The 19,395-nt window shown below is 64.0% G+C and carries 15 protein-coding genes; 9 read left to right on the forward strand and 6 right to left on the reverse strand.

What is annotated here, in order from left to right; all coding sequences use genetic code 11:
* Positions 1–53 precede the first annotated feature (53 nt).
* A complete protein-coding gene (locus tag J7E82_RS01985; RefSeq protein ID WP_214859823.1) occupies positions 54–1,517 on the forward strand; it encodes an MFS transporter in 1,464 nt (487 codons plus the stop codon).
* The gene (locus tag J7E82_RS01990) at positions 1,507–2,205 is read left to right on the forward strand and encodes an aspartate/glutamate racemase family protein (RefSeq protein WP_214859825.1); all 699 of its coding nucleotides are present in this window, start codon (positions 1,507–1,509) and stop codon (positions 2,203–2,205) included. Before J7E82_RS01985 ends, J7E82_RS01990 begins: the two co-directional genes overlap by 11 nt.
* Positions 2,206–2,233: 28 nt before the next feature.
* Here the strand turns inward: J7E82_RS01990 and J7E82_RS01995 are convergent, their stop codons facing one another.
* Complete coding sequence (locus J7E82_RS01995; RefSeq protein WP_214859827.1) at positions 2,234–4,390, reverse strand: glycogen debranching N-terminal domain-containing protein; 2,157 nt, start codon at positions 4,388–4,390, stop codon at positions 2,234–2,236.
* Positions 4,391–4,654: 264 nt separating this feature from the next.
* On the opposite strand from J7E82_RS01995, the gene J7E82_RS02000 reads away from it, so the two are divergent.
* The 4 genes from J7E82_RS02000 (at position 4,655) to J7E82_RS02015 (ending at position 8,570) form a co-directional block, all read left to right on the forward strand.
* A complete protein-coding gene (locus J7E82_RS02000; RefSeq protein ID WP_214859828.1) occupies positions 4,655–5,779 on the forward strand; it encodes a Gfo/Idh/MocA family protein in 1,125 nt (374 codons plus the stop codon).
* Entirely contained in the window at positions 5,776–6,723 is a 948-nt protein-coding gene (locus J7E82_RS02005) for a PmoA family protein (protein WP_214859829.1), read from the forward strand. Before J7E82_RS02000 ends, J7E82_RS02005 begins: the two co-directional genes overlap by 4 nt.
* The gene (locus tag J7E82_RS02010) at positions 6,720–7,466 is read left to right on the forward strand and encodes a cupin domain-containing protein (protein WP_251041324.1); all 747 of its coding nucleotides are present in this window, start codon (positions 6,720–6,722) and stop codon (positions 7,464–7,466) included. The genes J7E82_RS02005 and J7E82_RS02010 overlap by 4 nt, the downstream gene beginning before the upstream one ends.
* Before the next feature lie 75 nt (positions 7,467–7,541).
* On the forward strand, positions 7,542–8,570 hold the full coding sequence (locus J7E82_RS02015; RefSeq protein ID WP_214859830.1) for a LacI family DNA-binding transcriptional regulator: 1,029 nt from the start codon (positions 7,542–7,544) through the stop codon (positions 8,568–8,570).
* A 130-nt stretch (positions 8,571–8,700) separates the two neighbouring features.
* Here J7E82_RS02015 and J7E82_RS02020 read toward each other — a convergent pair whose 3' ends face one another.
* The 4 genes from J7E82_RS02020 to J7E82_RS02035 are packed head-to-tail and all read right to left on the reverse strand — an operon-like array spanning position 8,701 to position 14,488.
* A complete protein-coding gene (locus J7E82_RS02020) occupies positions 8,701–11,208 on the reverse strand; it encodes an FAD-dependent oxidoreductase (protein ID WP_214859831.1) in 2,508 nt (835 codons plus the stop codon).
* 24 nt (positions 11,209–11,232) lie between these two features.
* Entirely contained in the window at positions 11,233–12,171 is a 939-nt protein-coding gene (gene purU, locus J7E82_RS02025; protein WP_214859832.1) for a formyltetrahydrofolate deformylase, read from the reverse strand.
* Positions 12,172–12,180: 9 nt separating this feature from the next.
* Positions 12,181–14,103: a BCCT family transporter gene (locus tag J7E82_RS02030; protein WP_214859833.1), complete on the reverse strand. Its 1,923-nt coding sequence runs from the start codon at positions 14,101–14,103 to the stop codon at positions 12,181–12,183.
* Between the two features lie 34 nt (positions 14,104–14,137).
* Entirely contained in the window at positions 14,138–14,488 is a 351-nt protein-coding gene (locus tag J7E82_RS02035) for a bifunctional 3-phenylpropionate/cinnamic acid dioxygenase ferredoxin subunit (protein WP_214859984.1), read from the reverse strand.
* Between the two features lie 216 nt (positions 14,489–14,704).
* Between J7E82_RS02035 and J7E82_RS02040 the strand changes: the two genes are divergently transcribed.
* The 3 genes from J7E82_RS02040 to J7E82_RS02050 all read left to right on the forward strand — a co-directional run bounded on the left by J7E82_RS02040 (position 14,705) and on the right by J7E82_RS02050 (position 18,455).
* Positions 14,705–15,949, forward strand: coding sequence for an NAD(P)/FAD-dependent oxidoreductase (locus tag J7E82_RS02040; protein WP_214859835.1), 1,245 nt, complete (start codon positions 14,705–14,707; stop codon positions 15,947–15,949).
* 102 nt (positions 15,950–16,051) lie between these two features.
* Positions 16,052–17,188 (forward strand): aromatic ring-hydroxylating dioxygenase subunit alpha, encoded by a 1,137-nt coding sequence (locus J7E82_RS02045; protein ID WP_214859837.1) that lies wholly within the window; start codon positions 16,052–16,054, stop codon positions 17,186–17,188.
* Between the two features lie 166 nt (positions 17,189–17,354).
* Positions 17,355–18,455 carry an ATP-binding protein gene (locus J7E82_RS02050; RefSeq protein WP_214859839.1) on the forward strand — a complete coding sequence of 367 codons (1,101 nt, stop codon included), beginning with the start codon at positions 17,355–17,357 and terminating at the stop codon, positions 18,453–18,455.
* Between the two features lie 46 nt (positions 18,456–18,501).
* On the opposite strand, the gene J7E82_RS02055 is transcribed toward J7E82_RS02050, so the two are convergent.
* Positions 18,502–19,311 (reverse strand): IclR family transcriptional regulator, encoded by an 810-nt coding sequence (locus tag J7E82_RS02055; RefSeq protein ID WP_214859841.1) that lies wholly within the window; start codon positions 19,309–19,311, stop codon positions 18,502–18,504.
* Positions 19,312–19,395 lie beyond the last annotated feature (84 nt).

Here is a 19,395-nt window from a genome sequence, read left to right on the forward strand (position 1 = left end):
TGCGTCCGTTGAGGCGCGGACGGGGGACTTCAGAGCTCAGTAAGGAGCGCACTGTGGATAAAGAGCTTGCAGGCGAGGCAACGGCATCGCCGGGGATTGGATCACCGGCGAAAACGCTGGCAAAACAAATCGAGGGCGCATACCAGCGGATCGGCGTCACGGGCGCTCACCGACAAATCGTCTTCATGATTCTTTTGGGTGTCTTCTTTGACGCCCTCGAACAAAATGCCGTAGGCATCACCGGCCCCGTCCTGCGGGAAGCATGGGGCCTGGGCGGCACCGAAATCGGCTTTTTGAACACCATGACGTTCACGGCCACGGCCCTTGGCCGCCTGGCCACCGGGCTGATCGTAGACAAATACGGTCGGCGGCAGATGCTGATCATCAACCTGATCATCTTCGCCGGCGGTTCGTTGTTATGCGCCGTGGCACCCAACTACCCCATCCTGGCTGCGGGTCGCTTTATTGTGGGCTTCGGCCTGGGCGGCGAGATCGCTGTAGCAGTGATCATGATGGCCGAATTCTTCGCGGCCAAACACCGCGGTACGGCGGTCGGACTCATCAATGTCACGGCTGCCGGTCTTGGCAACATGCTCGCGCCGGCCTTCGGCATCCTGGTTTTCACCCTCTTTGACGGTCCGGACAAGTGGCGCTGGGTATTCGGCCTGCTCTTCATCCCGGCGCTGCTGGTCATGTTCTTCCGCCGGTTCGTCCCCGAAACTCCCCGGTTCCTCGCATCCAAGGGCCGGATCGACGAGGCGAACCTGGTGATTACCCGCCTGGCCCGGGGCAAGCTCTCGGGCCCGATCAGCGATCCCGAACAGTTCATCACTGCCGGGCCGGATCCTGAGGCAGCAAAGTCCTCGGGCCACTGGAAGGACGCCCTGCGCGGCAAGCTGCTGAAGCGGACCGTCCTGCTCTGCATCGCCGTCTGTATGTCCTATGCGGCCCAGATCTCCATGCTCACGCTGATGCCCACCATTCTGGTTTCGCAGGGCTACGCCGTGAACACCAGCCTGTGGTTCACCCTCATCATGCAGTCCGGCTCCCTGCTGGGCGCGGGGACTGCCGCATACCTGGCCAGCCGCCTGCCGCGCAAGAAGGTGCTCACCGCGGCGGCTGTCCTGGGCTGCGCCGCCGGACTGTCCATGGCCTTCCTGGCCACTGATATTGTGCTGGTGGTCATCTTCGGAGTCCTGTTCAACTTCGCCGTGATCATCCTGAACACAACAATCTGGCTGTTCGCGCCGGAGCTCTACCCTACGAGCACCCGCGGCTTCGGCACTTCAATCATCCTGGCGGCGGGCTCCCTTTCGGGCGGCCTCTTCCCGTTGATCTCAGGGGCGGTCTTCGACGTCGCAGGATTGGGTGGCATGTTCACCACGCTCGCTGTGCTTTTCTGCATCCTGGCAGTCGCGGTGCAGTTCCCGCCCGAGACGTTCGGCAAGCCGCTCGAAGAAGATGCCGACGGCGGTTCCGGTTCCGATGACGAGGAGGCTGCGATCTATGGGCACTAACGTCCCAAACATTGTCCTGCTCGTGAACCCAAACACGAACAGCAAAACGACGGCGATGATGGCCGAGCTCGCGAAGGAGACCCTCGCACCCCACGGCTTCGAGGTTATCGGCCTCACGGCTGCAGCGGGGCCTGCCATGATCGTAGACCCCGCAGCCCTGGCTGAATCACAGCAGTACGTCCGAGCAGCTGTCCTCGACCATCTGTTGGGGTCCAGTGACGGTGCGTCGGAGTCCAGCGGCGGTGCGATAGCAGCGGTAATAGTAGCCGCCATAGGGGACCCGGGTCGCGAGCAGCTCCACGAGGAACTCGCCGTTCCAGTCCTCGGTATCGGCCAGGGCTCCATCCTGGCGGCGTCGAGGAGCAATCGCCGGTTCGGAATGGCTACCAGCACGCCGCTCCTGGCCTCATCGTTGGCCAAGCTCGTAGCAGCCCACGGCAAATCGGAGTGCTTCACCGGGGTCCGGTTGACCGAGTCGGAACCGTTGGTGCTGGCCGCGGACCCGGAACGGCAGTACCGGGAGCTGGCAGCCGCCGTCGAACTTTCCACGCAGGACGGCGCCGAGGCCGTGATAATCGCCGGTGGTCCGCTGAGTTCCACGGCCGCGCGTTTGGCGAGGACCACAAACGCCGAGATTATCGAGCCGGTACCCAGCGCCTGCCGACTGCTGTTGGAGATGCTCGGCTAACTGCGGGCACAGTGCGGCGGCCCGGTCGCTAAGTCTTTGGGCGCAATCTGGCCTGTTCCACCAGATTTGCCATCGGCGGCCGGGCTCCGTGGTGGAACACCATGCCCTCGGGCAGCCCTTCGATGGTGGCGGTGGAACCGGAAATATCGATGGTGATGCGTCCTCCGGCCATGGGGGCGTTGGTGATATGCAGGTAGCCGTAGGACTCCGGAAGTACTGGATTCAGCCACACGGCGCCGAGGGCAACATCCGGCTGGTAGCCCATCAGGCTCTTTATCAGCATAAGTGGCGTGCTCGCCGCCCAGGCCTGCGGCGAACACGCCGTCGGGTAGGGGACAGGCTGGGCGAATTGCTCCCGGCTGAAGCCGCAGAACAGTTCCGGCAGCCGACCACCCGAGTACTCCGCCGCTTCCAACAGGGCGGTGGTGATCCGCTGCGCCTGCTCCACGAAACCGTAGCGCCTCAGTCCGCCCGCAGCGATTGCAGTGTCGTGGGGCCAGACCGATCCATTGTGGTAGCTGGCGGGATTGTAGGCAGCCATGTCGCTCGCCAGGGTTCGGACTCCCCAGCCGCTGAACATCTCGCGGGACATGAGCCGTTCGACCACCAGCGGCGCCTTGTCCTCATCGACGATGCCGAACAGCAGGCAGTGCCCCATGTTGGAAGCGCAGGCATCGACGGGCCTCTTGTGACGGTCCAGCGCGACAGCGTAGTAGCCCTTGTCTGGCAGCCAGAACTGTTCGTTGAACTGCCTTTTCAGCAGCGCGCCGCGGTCCCGCAACTCGGCCGCCAAGGCCAGATCACCGGCGTCGTAAGCTATCTTGGCGCGGGCCTGGTACGCGCTGTAGACATAGGCCTGGACCTCGCATACTGCGATTGGCGGCTCAGCCATCCTGCCGTCCGCGAAGTTGATGCCGTCCGAGGAATCCTTCCAGCCCTGGTTGATGAGCCCGCGGGGGTTCAGGCGCTCGTACTCGACAAAGCCGTCCCCGTCCTTGTCGCCGTAATCCCGGATCCAGTCCAGAGCGCGATCGGCATGGGGCAGCAGCGCTGCGATAGTGTCGCTGGCAAAACCCCAACGGCTCACCTCGCCAAGCACGGACACGAACAGGGGAGTGGCGTCGACACTTCCGTAGTAGGCCGACTTCCCGCCGAGCGCCAATCCGCTGGAAATGTCCAGCCTGACCTCGTGCAGGATCCTGCCCGGCTCCTCCTCGCTCAAATTGTCTACCACTTTGCCCTGGCGGTCGGCCAGGGTCTGCAGTGTGCCAAGGGCCAGGGACGGGTCCACCAGAAGCGACATGATCGAGGCCCATATGGAGTCCCGTCCGAACAGGGTCATAAACCATGGGGCGCCGGCGGCCACAACAACGCGATCCGGATGTTCAGGATCCTCAATCCTAAGGGCGCCGAGGTCTTCATAGCTGCGCTGTAGGGTGTGTTCGATGGAGGCATTGCCCATGTGCAGCACCGGGATCTTGGCCACCCACTCCTGGCGTCTCCGGTCGCTCAAGGACATTTCGCCCTCAGCAGGACGCCCAATGGGTGACACTGGGCCAGTTCCATCAAGGGCGGGTACCACGCTTAGCAGTCCGGTCCAGTGTCCATGGGGCGGGACGGTGATACGGAAAGTAACGCCTTCCGGTCCAACCTCGCCACCGCTGGCTTTGACGACGACGCCCTTCCGGACGTCCCGCCAGACGCCCCGGATGGTCAGCGAATCGCCGTCCGGCTGGCGGGACTCTTCCCAGTGTCGTGGGACGCGTGCCTCCTTTACTTCGAAGAGGTCCGCGAAATCCGATTCGGCCACCAAGGCAACATTGCACTTCGCAGCATGCGATGAATAGTTCCGGACCGTGATCTCCTCCAGGATTCCGGCACGCACTTCGCGCAGGCGCTCCACGATCAGTGGGCTGTCCGCATGTCCGTCAGAGCGGGGAACACGGCAGGCAAAAAGGGCACGGTACGGTTGCTTCATCTCCGCCGCGAGCGGCTCCAGCGGCTTGCCATTGACGGTGAGATTCCAGCGGGACAGGATGCGGGTGTCTTCCTGGAAAACCCCGTGCGAATATTCCGGATGGATGTCTCCGTTTGCGGAGGAGATACAGAAGGACGTCCCCTCCACCAACGTAACCGTCCCGGTGCCCCAAGGCCCGGCAGCAGTATCGGCATTCCATCCAGCCATCCCCCCTCCTTCACGGGATTGCAACTGTGCCCGACATGGGACACCGTCCACATTCGTGCGACGCTTTTCATTTTCTGATCCGACGCTACGCTTGCGTTTCCTGGGATGCCAGCATCCTCTTGGCACCTTTCTTCCCCGAGACCTTGACGACAAAGTTATCGATAACAAACAATTGCGTTATCGATAACTTTTACTCAGGGTCGATTCGGACAGGGCAGCCCAACGCCTTCTGACGAATTTACGTCCTTAATCAGGAAGCCGGGAATGACAACGCAGCAAACAGGCCCAGAAGAAAACCACCCCCTGCGCGTCGGGATTATCGGCACGGGCGGCATCGCCCATGCCCACGCCGGGGCGCTCCTGCAGCAGGAAGGGATCGAACTCGCAGTCGCCATCGACGTCGAACCCTCGCGTTCCGAAGCGTTCGCGGACAAGTTTGCCATCGGCCGGACAGCCGTGAGCCTGGCTGACGCCTTGAACAACGGCGCCCTTGACATGGTGGCAGTGTGTACGCCGCCGTCGAGCCACCAACCCCTCGCGCTGGAGGCACTGTCCTATGGCCTTCACGTGGTTATCGAAAAGCCCCCGGCGCTGTCCCTAAGGCAAATGCGCGAGCTCCAGCACGCCGAAGCCGCCTCGGCAGGCTCCGTGAGCTGCATCTTCCAGCACCGCTTCGGCTCGGCAGCGCAAAGGCTGGTGAGCCTGCAGAGCTTAGGGCTCCTGGGAAAGCCGCTCGTCGGAGCGTGTAACACGTTCTGGTTCCGCGACCAGGCCTACTTCGACGTCCCCTGGCGCGGCCGCTGGGATGTCGAAGGGGGAGGCCCAACGATGGGTCACGGCATCCACCAGTTCGATCTGCTCACCCATGTTTGGGGGCCGTGGGCTGAAGTGACAGCCTTCGCGTCCAAGCTGGCCCGGCAGACCGACACCGAGGATGTCTCGGCAGCGATCGTTCGCTTCGAATCCGGTGCCATCGCGACCATCACCAGTTCCGTGATTTCGCCACGGGAAACCTCGCAGCTCCGGCTCGACTACGAGTTCGCGACGGTCGAACTCGAGCATCTCTATGGCTACAGCAACAACAACTGGTCATTCACTCCGGCCCCCGGCAGTGAGGAACTGAGGGCGGCCTGGGCCTCCGACGACGACGTCGCAAGCGGTCACTTGGCGCAATACAAGGCGATTGTCGACGCTCTCAGCACAGGGAGCCCGGCTTCGGTGTCGCTTCAGGACGCCTACGCCACCATGGAACTCGCGGCCGCCATCTATGCCTCCAGTCTGACCGGAATGCCCATTGAACGTGGGCAGATCGACGAGGCGAACCCCTTCTACTCGCGCATGGACGGGCATCTGGAACCGTGGAAGCAGCAGGAGGCATCAAAGGCATGAACATCACCAGCAATCTGGACTGGCAGGACGATTCACAGGCAGGGACAGTCAATGTCAACCTCGGCGACGTCGACATCCTGAGCTACACATACAAGTCCGACGACGAGCAGCGGGAATCGCCGAGGCCGTTCTTCCACCCCGTGCGCACCCCGGCTGGGGACACCGTGAGCATCTATCGGCCTCACGATCACGTCTGGCACAAAGGGATCGCCTGGTCCCTTCCCCATTTCGGGGATGACAACTTCTGGGGAGGCCCAAGCTATCGGAGGGGACGGGACTACCAGTGGCTGCCGAACAACGGCCGCATGGATCACGTGAAGATCCTGGAGTCGGGCATTGTGGGCGATACCTTCCGGTTTTCCCATGAGCTGTCCTGGCAGGCACGGTCCGGGCTGAAAGTTGTTGAAGAAACCCGCTCGTTTGAGGTCGCTCCCGGGGCCGACCGCGACTCCTGGATCCTGCTTTTCGAGTCGGCCATGACCAACGTTTCAGGCCAGGATGTGCAGATCGGTTCCCCCACCACGGAGGGCCGGGACAATGCGGGCTATGGCGGTCTCTTCTGGCGGGGCCCTCGCTCGTTCACTGGGGGGAGCATTTGCGGGCCTTCGGAGTCCGGCGGCGAGGAGTTGCGCGGAGCACGATCGCCCTGGATGGCCTTTGTAGGCCAGCACGATGAGACCAGCCGCTTCTCCACGGTACTCATGCTGGATGATGACCGTAACGCCCAGCACCCGCCCCAGTGGTTTGCCCGATCGGAGCCCTTCGCCTGCCTTGGTCCCGCACCCTTTTTCAGTGAGGAAGTCACCTTCGCCGCCGGGGGCACCATGGTGAACCGATACGCCGTCGTCATTGCCGACGGCGAGTCCACACCGGAGCGCCTGTCGGACCTGGCGGAGGTCGCGGAAGCTGCCGTCCGGCATTACCAGGTTTTCACCGCGTCATGAGCGGTGAGCAGATGCTGCCCTCGTTTCCGGGAGGGACGGCCTTAACGCGGCTCGGCGTTTACGACTGGGAAGCCTCGGACGGCCTCTGCGGAGGATCGCCGCACATGCACACGGCCTCCACCGAGGCCTATCTGGTCCTGGCGGGAACCGGCCAGGTGGAGACAATTCGCCCCGCCGGCCATGCGGTTCATGATCTCGCTCCTGGGGACCTCCTCTGGTTCAGCCCGGGAACCATTCACCGGCTCATCAACACTGATGGGCTCGACCTGCTGGTCATCATGCAGAATGCGGGACTCCCGGAGGCCGGGGATGCTGTGCTGACTTTCCCTGCCGACATCGTGGGAGACCGGGACAATTATGCCCGTGCGGCGCTGCTGCCCGGACCGGAAACCGGCACTATCAACGTTGGGAAGGCAGCGCGGGCACGGCGGGATGCCGCCATGGCGGGCTATGTCCGGTTGAAGAAGGCGGTGCTGGCAGGCGACGCGTCCGCCGTCGAAGAGTTTCATCGCGACGCCGTCCAACTGGTCAAGTCCCGGGTCCCGGACTGGCGGGCCCTATGGAGCCGAACTGTTGCCGCCGAAGCTGTCCGGACCGAGGAATGGCTTAATGCCCTGGAGGAGGGCGACTACTGTCACCTAAAGCGGGCAGCTGTAGCGCGATCCCGGCAGGCTCCGGTGGAAGGGAGTTTCGGCATGTGCGGCAGGCTGCACACCTGGGAGCCTGGGGAGATGGCGGGATAGGGCGGTTGAAGCAGGGGCAAGGCGGCCACCCGTCTAGGCTGGTGGGAAACAGGGACGAGCGGGCAGGAGGCCGGGATGGCGCAAGCCGGGGTCGGGCAGGACAGGAGCAAGCCTGCCACGATGTACGAGGTGGCTGCCCTGGCCGGGGTTTCCCATCAGACCGTGTCCCGCTACCTCAAGGACAAGGGCGGGCTGAAGCCGGCAACCTTGGAACGGGTAGAAAAGGCGATGGCGGAGCTCAAGTATTCGCCTAATCTGGCTGCCCGTTCCCTGCGCACGCGGAAGCAGTATCGCGTGGTTGTCCTCGTGCCCGAGGCATCCCTGTACTTTCCGCTGCGGATGCTCAATGGTGCGGCAAAGGCTGCCCACGCCGCCGGGTATCGCGTCGATGTGGTGTCGCTGGAGGGAACCGCGAAGGAACGCTCGCAAAAGATCAGCGATCTGCTTGCGGGCGAGGATCTTGCCGGCCTCCTGTCCTTTGCTCCGCTGCCCGGGAACTCTGGTTCCCTGCAGTCGTCTGTTCCCGTTGTGGTGGCGGGGGAATACGACGACAAGATGCGCGGCCGCGGGAGCCTGGCGGACGGCACCTTCGAAGCGAAGATCGTTGAGCACCTTGCTGGCCTCGGGCACCGGCATTTTTTCCATGTGGCCGGCCCCGAGGCCTGGCTTTCGGCGCGCAACCGCCGCGACGCCTATGAGGATGCGATCCAGCGCCTGGGCCTGACCTCTCACGGCATCGGGCTCGGAGACTGGTCCGCGGCCTCGGGTTACACCGCTGCGCAGGAGATTGTGAAAATTGCTGGGGTAACGGCCGTGGTGGCAGCCAACGACCAAATGGCCTTCGGCGTGCTGCGTGCCCTCCACGAGAAGGGCATTGCAGTCCCCGGGCAGATCAGTGTTTTCGGTTGGGACGACCTGGCGGAGTCCAGGTTCTTCGTCCCGTCACTGTCGACCGTGAGCATGGACCTTGAGGCGCTCGGGGAGCGGAGCATGGCCGAGCTGATCGCCGCCGTCCAAGGCGTCCCGCCCCCGGACAACCTCCCCTCGACGCCAACGATGCGGCTGGTTATCCGGGAGTCGATCGGGCCCGCACGGACAAACTGACGCAGCAGGACAGTTTTGACCCTCTTTCAGCCCAAAACGACGGCGACACACCGTGGAATCCGAGTGTGTCGCCGTCGAACCTTCGGCAAAGAGGGTCAATTTCGCCGGCAGGCCAAGCTGCGGCCGCCGATCAGCCGCGCAGACGCTCCATGCCCGGGTCAAACAGGGGCTCGGCCGTGACGGTCGCCGCAACCCGCTGCCCGAAGTACTCAATCTCCACAGAATCGCCCTCAGAAATGCCGGCCGGCAGCCAGGCGTAGGCGATCGGCTTGCGGATTGAGTAGCCGTAGGCCGCGCTGGTGACGTAGCCGGAAGCCGATCCTTTCACGTACACCGGTTCCTTGCCGAGGACCACGGACGTCCCGTCGTCGACGGTCAGGCAGCGCAGCTCCCGAGTGGCAGGCTCCACCTTCCGGGCCGCCAGCGCCTCGCAACCCACGTACCCTTCCTTGTCTTTCGCCACGGAGAAGCCGAGCCCTGACTGGTACGGGTGGTGCTCCGAGGTCATGTCGGTGCCCCACAGCCGGTACCCCTTCTCAAGCCGCAGGCTGTTGAAGGCGCCACGCCCCGCCGCGATGATGCCATGCTCCTGGCCTGCCTCGTACAAAAGGTCCCAGAGCTTCAAGCCGTACTCGGCCGTGGTGTACAGCTCCCAGCCGAGCTCGCCCACATAGGACAGGCGCATGGCCGTCACGGGGATGCCGCCAATGCTGATTTCCTTGGTGCGGAAGTAGCGCAGCCCGTCGTTGCTGAGGTCGTCGCCGCAGACCTTGCCGATCACCTCGCGGGCCAGCGGTCCCCACAGGCCGATGCAGCAGGTGCTGCCCGTGATGTCTGAGACATGGACCCACTGGGCTGGCTCGGCAGCCGACTGCTTCCGGGCCTCCGCTCGAAGGTCGTCGAAGTCCACATTGCTGTTGACGCCCAGCTGGAAGTCCTCCTCCCCAAGCCGTGCCACCGTCACGTCGCTGCGGATGCCGCCGTCGTCTGCTAGCAGGAGGCAGTACGTCACGGCGCCGGGCTTCTTGGCGATGTTACCGGTGCTGAGCCGCTGCAGCAGGGGCAGGGCGCCAGGACCGGTGACCGCCAGCCGCTTGAGCGGCGTCATGTCGTAGAGGGCGACGGCGGTGCGCGTCTTCCAGGCCTCGGCGGCCGAGATGGGGGAGTGGAACATCGCGGACCAGGAGTCCCGCTCCGGTGCCCGCCACTCAGCAGGCAGTTCCTCAAGCAGTCCGCGGTTGGCTTCGAACCAGTGCGGGCGCTCCCAGCCAGCCGATTCCAGGAAGAACGCGCCCAGTTCCTTCTGCCGGACGTTGAACGGGCTGACGCGCAGGTCACGCGGGGATTCCTTCGGCTGCAGCGGGTGCAGGACGTCGTAGATCTCCACGAAGTTCTGTTGGGAGGTTTCGCTGACATAGGCGTCGCTGGTCTGCACCTTTTCGAAGCGGGTGAGCTCGCAGCCGTGCAGGTCCGTGCGCGGCTGGCCCTCGATGAGCAGCTCGGCCATGGCCTTGGCGACGCCAGCCGAGTGGGTCACCCATACGGCTTCGGCTACGAAGAAGCCCTCGACGTCGGGCGACTCGCCCATGAGCGGGCCGCCGTCGGGGGTGAAGGAGAAGATGCCGTTGAAACCGTCGTCGATCTGTGCCCGATGCAGGGCGGGCAGCAGGTCCTGGCTGTCCTCCCATGAGGGGGCGAAATCCTCCAATGTGAAGTCCAGGCGGGATGGCATCCTGTGGTCGGACATCTCCCCGGCGCCAACATTGGGGAGCCGCTCCATGTCTACGGGCATGGGCCGGTGCGCGTAGCTGCCGATGCCGATCCGATCGCCGTGTTCGCGGTAGTAGAGGTCCTTGTCCTGATAGCGCAGGATTGGCTTGCTGGCGCCGTTGGGAAGCTCGTTGCGTCCGGCGAGTTCCGGGAGCGGCGTGGTTTTCACGTACTGGTGGGCAAGGGGCAGCAGCGGCACCTTCATGCCCACCAGCTTGCCCAGTTCCCGACCCCAGAAGCCGGCACAGGAGACCACGATGTCGGCTGGGATGACGCCTGAGGAGGTCTCGACGCCCGTGACCTTGCCCGCCCATTGGGAGATCCCGGTGACGGTGGTGGAACCGAGGTAGGTAACGCCGGCTTCCCGGGAACGGCTGATGAGCAGCTGCACCGCTCGGGCGGCCGAGGCGAGGCCATCCGAGGGGACGTAGAGGCCACCAAGGATCTTGCGTCCATCCGCGAAAGAACCCGTGTTCAGCAGCGGCCAGTGTTTCTCGCACTCGTCGGCGTCGATGAGCCGGCCCTCGATGCCCCAGGAGGTGGCGTAGCCGAGCTTGCGCTTGAGGTCCTGAAGCCGGGTTTGGGTGGTGGCCAGTTCCAGCCCGCCCAGCTGGTTGAAGCAGGACACCCCGTCGGCGCTGAGGGAGAGCAGCTTATCCACTGTGTAGCTGGCGAATTCGGTCATGGTCTTGGATGGGTTTGTCTGGAAAACCAGGCCGGGGGCGTGGGAGGTGGAGCCTCCGGCCAGCTCCAGGGGCCCCTGCTCGACGACCGTGATGTTGGTCCAGCCCCGGCTGGCAAGTTCATCCGCAAGGTTGGTGCCGACGATGCCGGCGCCGATGATGACGACGCGTGGTGATGCGCTCATGGTGTGTGGTTCTCCTGGTTTACGTTAGCGGAATACGACTGTGCGGGTGTTGTTGAGCAGGACACGGTGCTGGCAATGCCAGCGGACGGCGCGGGACAGGGCCTGGGATTCGGCGTCCCGGCCCACCGTCACCAACGCATTGGGGTCCAGGCTGTGGTCCACGCGGAAGACTTCCTGCTCGATGATCGGGCCTTCGTCGAGGTCCGCCGTTACGTAGTGTGCGGTGGCACCCACCAGCTTTACTCCGCGGTCATAGGCCTGGTGATAGGGCTTGGCGCCCTTGAAGCCGGGGAGGAACGAGTGGTGGATGTTGATGGCGCTGCCCCGCAGGGACTGGGACAGCTCGTCCGAGAGCACCTGCATGTAGCGTGCGAGGACCACCAGGTCAGCCTCGTATTCTGCGACGAGTTCCAGCAGCCGTGCTTCGGCCTGCGGCTTGGTGTCCGGCGTTACGGGGACGTGGATGAACGGCAGTCCGGCGGCCTCGGCCATGGGGCGGAGGTCCTCGTGGTTGGAGACGACGACGGCGATCTCCGCGCCCAGGCTGCCTGCACGCCAGCGGAAGATGAGGTCGTTCAGGCAGTGGCCGAACTTGGAGACCATGACCAGCAGGCGCTGCGGGCGGCCGTCATGGATGGCGAAGTCCATGCTGAACTCGTCGGCGATGTGCGCGAATTCGGTGGTGAGGCTTTCTGCCGTGGCCTCTGTGGGAACGATGCCGCTTCCGGTGAAAGCGGTGCGAAGGTAGAGCTTGCCGCTGACGTGGTCATCAAACTGCTGGTGCTCCACAATGTCAAAGCCGCGGTCGGCCAGGAAACCGGTGATCGCCCGGACGATTCCCGGCCGTTCGGGGCAGGCCAGTGTGAGGACGAATTCGGCCGGCCGGGGCTTGGTCCCCGCCGTCACGGCCCCGGCTTCGGCCGTTGCCCCGCCGACGGGACGGCTTTCAAGAGCTGTGGTCACGGTTCTCTCCTAGTTGGTGGATGCGGCGTTGGCAGCTGAGTTGGAGCCGGCTGAGTTGGAGGCTTCGCCAACGCAGCGCCCGTCCGCAGAGCACCGTTCGTCGCATTCATGCTTGGTCACGAGGTCGAACTGGACCCCGCCGTGCTCACTCACGCCGCTTCGAATGGCGCGTTCGACGACGGAAGTGGCCAGCCGGCGTCGCAGGGACAACGGATCCCTGCGAAGGTCCCGGGTGAGGGCGAAGCACAGCAGCAGCATGACCAGGACGAACGGCAGGGCCGCGACGATGGTGATGCGCTGGAGGCCTGACAATGCTTCAGAGGGGACGTCGCCCCCCGCCAGGAGCATGACGGCAGCCACGGCCCCGGTGAGGAGCCCCCAGAAGATGACCAGGCCCCGGGACGGCTCATTGGAGCCGTTGGAACTCAGGCTGGACATGACCAGGGAGGCCGAATCGGCGCCGGTCACGAAGAAGATGCCCACCAGCACCATGGCCAGGACTGCCACGGCCGCCGCGATGCCGCTTGACAGGGGCAGGTTGCGCAGGAGGTCGAAGAGGGCGCCGTCGAAGGAAATGGAGGGTGCGCCGTCGACCATCTTGACCAGGCCGTCGGCCGGGTTGTCCGTCTTGTCCGCGTTCGCTTGGATGTTGAAGGCGGTTCCGCCAAAGATTCCGAACCAGATCACGCTGACGATGCTCGGCACCAGCAGGACGCCGGTGACGAACTGACGGATGGTGCGGCCGCGGCTGATGCGGGCGATGAACATGCCAACAAAGGGAGTCCAGGAGACCCACCAGGCCCAATAGAAGATGGTCCAGCCGGACATCCAGGTCCGGAGGGCCTCGTCGCCGACGGCTTCAGTGCGGGATGACATTTCGGCTAGGTCCCTGGCGTAGTCGCCGATCGCGGCAGGAATCAGGTTGAGGATGAAGAGCGTGGGCCCGGCGACGAAGACGATGAGCGCCAGTACCACGGCCAGGACCATGTTGATATTGGAAAGCCACTGGATTCCACGCCGGATGCCGGAAACTGCGGAGGCTACGAAGCAAACGGTCAGCACAGCGACGATGGCCACAAGCACCGGGGTGGCCAGTTCCCCGACCCAGCCGTTGGAAGCCAGCCCGCTGCCGATCTGCAGGGCGCCCAGGCCAAGCGATGCGGCGGTGCCGAAGAGGGTGGCGAAGATGGCCAGGATGTTGATGAATTTACCGACGGGGCCTTCGACCGTCTTGCTGCCAAAAAGGGATGTAAACGCAGCCGAGATCAGCTGCTTGCGGCCCAGCCGGAATGTTCCGTAAGCCATGGCGACGCCGACTACCGCATACATTGCCCATGGGTGCAGGGTCCAGTGGAAGATGGAGGTGGCCATGGCGGTCTGGATGGCTGCCGGAGTCTGGCCGTCAACCGTTCCCGGCGGCGGGGAAACGTAGTGGTAAAGCGGCTCCGCGACGCCGTAGAACATCAGCCCGATGCCCATGCCTGCCGCGAACATCATGGCGATCCAGGAAACCGTCCGGAACTCCGGCTTCTCACCGTCCCTGCCCAGGGGAATGTTGCCGAAGCGTCCCAGGGCAAGCCACAGCACGTAGACCACGAACAGGGATGCCAGCACCATAAACAGCCAGCCCGTATTCTGCATAACCCAGTCCAGGGCACCTTGCGATGTGCTCGCGAGGCTGTCCCTGCCGAGGAAGCCCCACATCACAAACGCCAGTGCCAGGACGCCTGTTATTCCGAAAATCGTCTTGTCCAGTCCGAGGACCCGGCGGCCTCGGCGCAGCGCGGCCTGCTCGCCTTCTGTCTGGCGAAGTTCCTGCAGGATCTGTTCGCAGTCTTCGGTTTCGAGCAGCGGAGCCGGCGTAGCCGAAGACTGTGCCACCGGAGCTTCCGGAAGGCTGTCAATCTCTTCGAGGTCACTATTCAATGCCATGAGGAAGTCCTTTGTTCGGATTCATGGGCTGCTTTTAGACGTGGCCGTCAACTGTCAGGCCAGGGGGGAGGTTGGGGACCTCGTTGGATTCGATGACCATGATGTCGCCGTCGATGACGGTCACTTCATGGCGGCGGACGGGCAGTTTGGCCGGGGGTGCATCCACGCCGCCGGTCCGGAGATTGAACTTGGACGCGTGCAGGGGGCACTCCACCCAGCAGTCCTCCACCCAACCGTCGGCCAGGGAGGCGTCCTGGTGGGTGCAGGTGTCGTCGAGGGCAAAGAGCTCGCCGTCTTCTGTGTGGAAGACGGCGATCGGCGGCGCGGTGTCAAGCCGCAGTGCTTCCCCTGGTGCCAGTTCACTCAGCGGGCATGCCTTGTGCATGGGGGACCTCTGTTTCAATCGGGAATCCTGGATGCAATAGCTGGTTCGTTCCGCAAGGATCAACAGCAATCGCGATAAGCAACAGAGTGCTTTACCTCACATGGCTTGTCAAGGTTTTTCTTCTCTATTGCGACCCTTGACAGCGAGCGCATAGATCACGCTGTTGCATATAGCGATTGTTGTTGCGTAAGAAGTAATTGAAACGAGGACGTCGAAATGCAGACGCTTGCGATTGTGGGAGCCTCCCTGGCAGGACTTTCTGCCGCCCGGGCAGCCCGCGCCCAAGGCTTCTCCGGACGGCTTGTCATTATCGGCGACGAGCCGCACCGCCCGTATGACAGGCCGCCGCTGTCCAAGGACTTCCTGCTCGGCAGCATCACCCAGGAGGACCTGTACCTGGAGTCCGACGGCGATGAGCTGGATGCCGAGTGGGTGCTGGGAACCGGGGCTGCGTCCCTGGATGCCTCCTCACGCACGATCGTGCTGGAGGACGGGCGCACGGTGCACGCGGACGGCATTGTTATTGCCACGGGTGCGCGGGCGCGCCAACTGCCCGCCCTCGCCGGCCTGAGTAATGTCTTTTCCCTGCGGACCCTGGCCGACGCGCAGAGCCTTGCCCCCGAGCTTGTGGCCGGCAGCAGGATGGCCGTCATTGGGGCCGGCTTCATCGGTGCCGAAGTGGCCTCTGCCGCCGCCTCCCGCGGTATGGAAGTCACGATGATCGACACGAAGCCCGTGCCTTTCGCCGCCCAGCTCGGCACGGAGATGGGTGCCCTCGTGGCCGGGCTCCACGTTGCCAAGGGCGTGGAGCTTATTTCTTCGGCCGCCATCGAGGACTTCTACAGCGGCGAAGGAAACGTCAACGGGCTGAGGCTCGCCGACGGGCGCTACCTCGCCACGGACGTCGTGGTGGTGGGCATCGGAGCGGAACCCAACATCGAATGGCTTGAGGGCTCGGGCGTGGAACTTCAGGGAGGTGTTCTCTGCGACGCCATGGGACGCACCAATGTGCCGGGAATCGTGGCAGTGGGTGACTGCGCTGCCTGGTTTGATGAAGGGGTGGGCGCCCACCGCCGCGTTGAGCATTGGACCGGCGCCCTGGAACGTGCCGCGCTGGCTGTTCAAGCACTGCTCGACGACGGCGCCCCGCGCCAGCCGCTGAAGCCGTACTACTTCTGGTCCGATCAGCACGGCGTGAAGATCCAGTTCGCTGGACACTCGAGCGGGTATGACCGCCTGGAGATCGAGGCCGGAGACCCGTTGGAGCACAGCTTCCTGGCCGTGTATTACCGCGGAGATGTTCCGGTGGCCGTTCTAGGCATGAACCAGCCCCGGCTCTTTACCAAGTGGCGGCGAAGCCTCGCGGCGACGCCGCAGGCGAAATCGCACCCGACGCCCAGGACCGGAGAGTCCGACCGGGCGGGAGAGCCCGCCCTGGTGGGGGCCGCCGTCGCGTCCTAGGCCGGCGGTGAGGGCGGTCGTCGAGCCCTTACCCAGCCGGTATCCCCGAATCAGTTTTTTGGCTTTGTTGTTTGTTGATTTGTTGTTTGTTAGGAGGACAAATTGTCTGTTGAGGTAAGTGCCCCGAGTCTGATCCCCACGCTGCCGGGATATACCTATGTGGATGAGGCCGTGTTTCGGGCCGAGCAGGAGCGCATTTTTGAGCAGATGTGGTTTTGCGCCATCCGTTCTGCCGACCTGGACAAGCCCGGTGCCTGGCGGACCGTGCAGGTAGGCCGTGAGAGCGTCCTGATTTCCCGCACGCGCAAGGGCGGCATCCGTGCCTTCTACAACATCTGCCGCCACCGCGGCGTGAAGCTCTGCATGGAGGAACAGGGCGAAGCCGCCCGCTCCTTCCAGTGCCCGTACCACGCCTGGACGTACGACTTCGAGGGCAAGCTCATCGCCGCGCCCAACCTGACAAAGATGCCGGATATCGACCGGGACGAGTACGGCCTGGTCAAGGTCCACATCCGCGAATACCTCGGCTACGTCTGGGTCTGCCTGGCCGATGAGCCGCCGTCGTTCGAGGAAGAAGTCATGGGCGCCATCGAGGAGCGCCTCGGCGACCTGCGCGCCATTGAGGGTTACGACGTCGCGAACCTCAGCCTTGGGCGGCGCATCCGCTACGACGTGAAGGCCAACTGGAAGCTCATTATTGAGAACTTCATGGAGTGCTACCACTGCGCCACGATCCACCCGGAGCTCACAGAGGTGCTGCCGGAGTTCGCCGACGGCCTGGCCGCGCAGTACTTCGTCGGCCACGGCGCGGAGTTCGGCGAGGACATCAAGGGCTTCACGGTTGACGGCTCTGAAGGGCTGGATCTGATCCCCGGCGTGAGCGAGGACCAGGACCGCCGGTACTATGCCATCACCATCAAGCCGACGGTGTTCGTGAACCTGGTTCCGGACCACGTGATCATCCACCGCATGTTCCCCATGGCCGCGGACCACACGATTGTCGAATGCGATTGGCTGTATGTTCCCAGCGTGGTGGAGAGCGGCAAGGACGTTAGCGCCTCGGTGGAACTGTTCCACCGCGTCAACCAGCAGGACTTCGACGCCTGCGAACGCTGCCAGCCCGCCATGGGCTCGAAGGTCTACGCCAAGGGCGGTGTGCTGGTGCCGAGCGAGCACCACATCGGCGCCTTCCACGACTGGGTCCAGGAGAAGGTAGGAGACATCACGCCCGGTGCGTAGCTAGCTCATCAGAGAGTCGGTGGCCGGGTCTGTCCGAAGGGGCAGGCCGGGCCACCTTCTTGTTTCCGGACTTGTTCGTGTCGCCTATCCGAAACTGGGTGAAACTCACTAAACTCACAAAGGAACCCAAACTCACAAGATTCACAGGAACTCATAGGGGCTATTGATGATCGACAATCCGTTTCGGCCATCGGCCGGTGCCACTCCGCCCGAGATTATCGGCCGCGCGGGTGTGCTGGACGAATTCGACTATGGCTTGCGCCTGGGTTCGGGAGCACCCGGTCTGCTGACCATCTTCACCGGTGCAAGGGGCATCGGCAAGACCGTCATGCTAGGCGCCGCCCATGATATCGCCCGGGATCACGGCTGGGCCGTGGTGTCGGAGACGGCAACCGCGGGCTTCATGGGCCGGATCGGGGAAGCCATGCGAGCCTTGGCGGAGGAACTCGGGAAAGGTCCACAAACTCGTCGCATCACCTCTATCGGCGCCGCCGGTTTCAGCATCACCACGCAGCTGCCGCCGGATCGGCAGGTCGCCTGGCGGGCCATTGCGGAGGAGCTGCTGCGGCTCCTCGATTCCCGTGGCACTGGGCTGATCATTACGGTCGATGAGATTCATGCGGCCGACCGGAACGAGCTGGCCCAGCTTGCCGCGAGTGTGCAGCACTTCATCCAGGACCGACTGCCCATTGGGCTGGTCTTCGCCGGGCTGCCAGCCGCCGTCTCCGACCTGCTCAACGAGGGCGTTGCCACGTTCCTTCGCCGGGCCGACAAAATCGACCTGCACGCCGCGGCGATCCTTGATGTTGAGAAGTCCTTTACGGCAACCTTCGCCGGGGCAGGTTTCAGGATCGATCCCGAGCTGGTCGCCCGTGCTGCCCAAGCCACCGACGGCTATCCGTTCCTGATCCAGCTGGTCGGCTACTTCCTGTGGCGGGAAGCGGAAAATAACCAGGGGTCGGTAACAGCCGAAGCCCTTGAGCGGGCTGTTGAAGCAGCCCACAGGCGTAATGCCCGCACCGTCATCGAAGCCGCCCTCTCCACGGCCTCGCCCAAGGACCTGGACTTCCTCCATGCAATGGCTGAGGACGACGAACCCTCAACAGCCAAGGACATTGGCCAGCGCATGATCGCCAGGACAAATGTGGTCGCCAACTACAGGGCACGGCTCCTGGCCGCCGGGCTCATCCAACCGGTAGGACACGGCAAAGTCGACTTCGCCATTCCGGGCCTTCGCCAGCATCTCCGCTCGCGCCCCCGAACCTAGTGGCCCGAACCTAGCGGGCCGGTGGGCTCCGGGCGCCAGGCCAGATTTAGCGCCGCGTGTACCCCATTTTCGCGCTGATCGAGAGCCCTGCCTGGCTGAGCGCCTCGATCAGTCCCAGCGTCTTCTCCGGGTCAAAGCGGAAGGCCGGGCCTGAGATGCTGACGGCACCGATCACCGCTCCCACATGGTTGTAGATCGGCACCGCCATCGAATTCAGTCCTATCTCGAATTCCTCGCGCGTCACCGCATATCCGTCCCGTACGACGTCGAGCAGTTGGTTCTCCAGCTCGTCCCGCTTGGTGATGGTGCGCGGAGTCCGGGCCTGAAGGCCCGTCTCCTTGAAGATCCGGTTCCGCTCGTCGGCCGAGAGAGCGGCAAGCAGGATCTTCCCGCTCGACGTCGCGTGAAGCGGCGTGAGGCTGCCAACCCAGTCGTAGGTGGCCAGCGTCGAGGGCCCCATGGCCTGGTCCACGTTCACCGCATAGTTGGAGCGCAGGACGGCCAGGTTGACCGTCTCCTTGAACTCCTCCGCCAGGCTTTCCAGGACCGGCCGGGCCTCGCGGACAAGGCTGAGCCTTCCCGGAATGGAGCTGGCCAGTCGCAGGATGCCGAAGCCCAGCTGGTACTTTCCACGCTCGCTGTTCTGGTGGACCATCTCCCGGGTGACCAGGGATCCCAGCAGCCGCGAGACGGTGGACTTGTGGATGCCCATTTCTTCAGCGATTTCGCTCACGCCGGCATGGCCGTCCCGCGCCAGGATCTCAAGGACCTGCAGCGCCCGGTCCACTGACTGCACGCCACCATGTTGTCCTGCATCGGCGTCGACATCAGGTTCAACATCACTGTTCGAAGCCATGACCCATACTCTCAAGTAATTTCTGCGGCTCACATACCCGCCACAAGGCCGCCAGTAGCGTCCTCTCGGTTAGTTCACAATTCC

This window comes from Arthrobacter sp. ISL-30 (assembly GCF_018613855.1).
Classification (GTDB): domain Bacteria; phylum Actinomycetota; class Actinomycetes; order Actinomycetales; family Micrococcaceae; genus Arthrobacter.

What these genes read in the sequence shown, in the direction of transcription:
- J7E82_RS02000 (WP_214859828.1), top strand. Translation starts at nt 4,655, where the DNA reads ATGACAACGCAGCAAACAGGCCCAGAAGAAAACCACCCCCTGCGCGTC.
- J7E82_RS01990 (WP_214859825.1), top strand. Translation starts at nt 1,507, where the DNA reads ATGGGCACTAACGTCCCAAACATTGTCCTGCTCGTGAACCCAAACACG.
- J7E82_RS02050 (WP_214859839.1), top strand. Translation starts at nt 17,355, where the DNA reads ATGATCGACAATCCGTTTCGGCCATCGGCCGGTGCCACTCCGCCCGAG.
- J7E82_RS01995 (WP_214859827.1), bottom strand. Translation starts at nt 4,390, where the DNA reads ATGGCTGGATGGAATGCCGATACTGCTGCCGGGCCTTGGGGCACCGGG.
- J7E82_RS02010 (WP_251041324.1), top strand. Translation starts at nt 6,720, where the DNA reads ATGAGCGGTGAGCAGATGCTGCCCTCGTTTCCGGGAGGGACGGCCTTA.
- J7E82_RS02035 (WP_214859984.1), bottom strand. Translation starts at nt 14,488, where the DNA reads ATGCACAAGGCATGCCCGCTGAGTGAACTGGCACCAGGGGAAGCACTG.
- J7E82_RS02030 (WP_214859833.1), bottom strand. Translation starts at nt 14,103, where the DNA reads ATGGCATTGAATAGTGACCTCGAAGAGATTGACAGCCTTCCGGAAGCT.
- J7E82_RS02015 (WP_214859830.1), top strand. Translation starts at nt 7,542, where the DNA reads ATGGCGCAAGCCGGGGTCGGGCAGGACAGGAGCAAGCCTGCCACGATG.
- J7E82_RS02020 (WP_214859831.1), bottom strand. Translation starts at nt 11,208, where the DNA reads ATGAGCGCATCACCACGCGTCGTCATCATCGGCGCCGGCATCGTCGGC.
- J7E82_RS02005 (WP_214859829.1), top strand. Translation starts at nt 5,776, where the DNA reads ATGAACATCACCAGCAATCTGGACTGGCAGGACGATTCACAGGCAGGG.
- J7E82_RS02040 (WP_214859835.1), top strand. Translation starts at nt 14,705, where the DNA reads ATGCAGACGCTTGCGATTGTGGGAGCCTCCCTGGCAGGACTTTCTGCC.
- J7E82_RS02055 (WP_214859841.1), bottom strand. Translation starts at nt 19,311, where the DNA reads ATGGCTTCGAACAGTGATGTTGAACCTGATGTCGACGCCGATGCAGGA.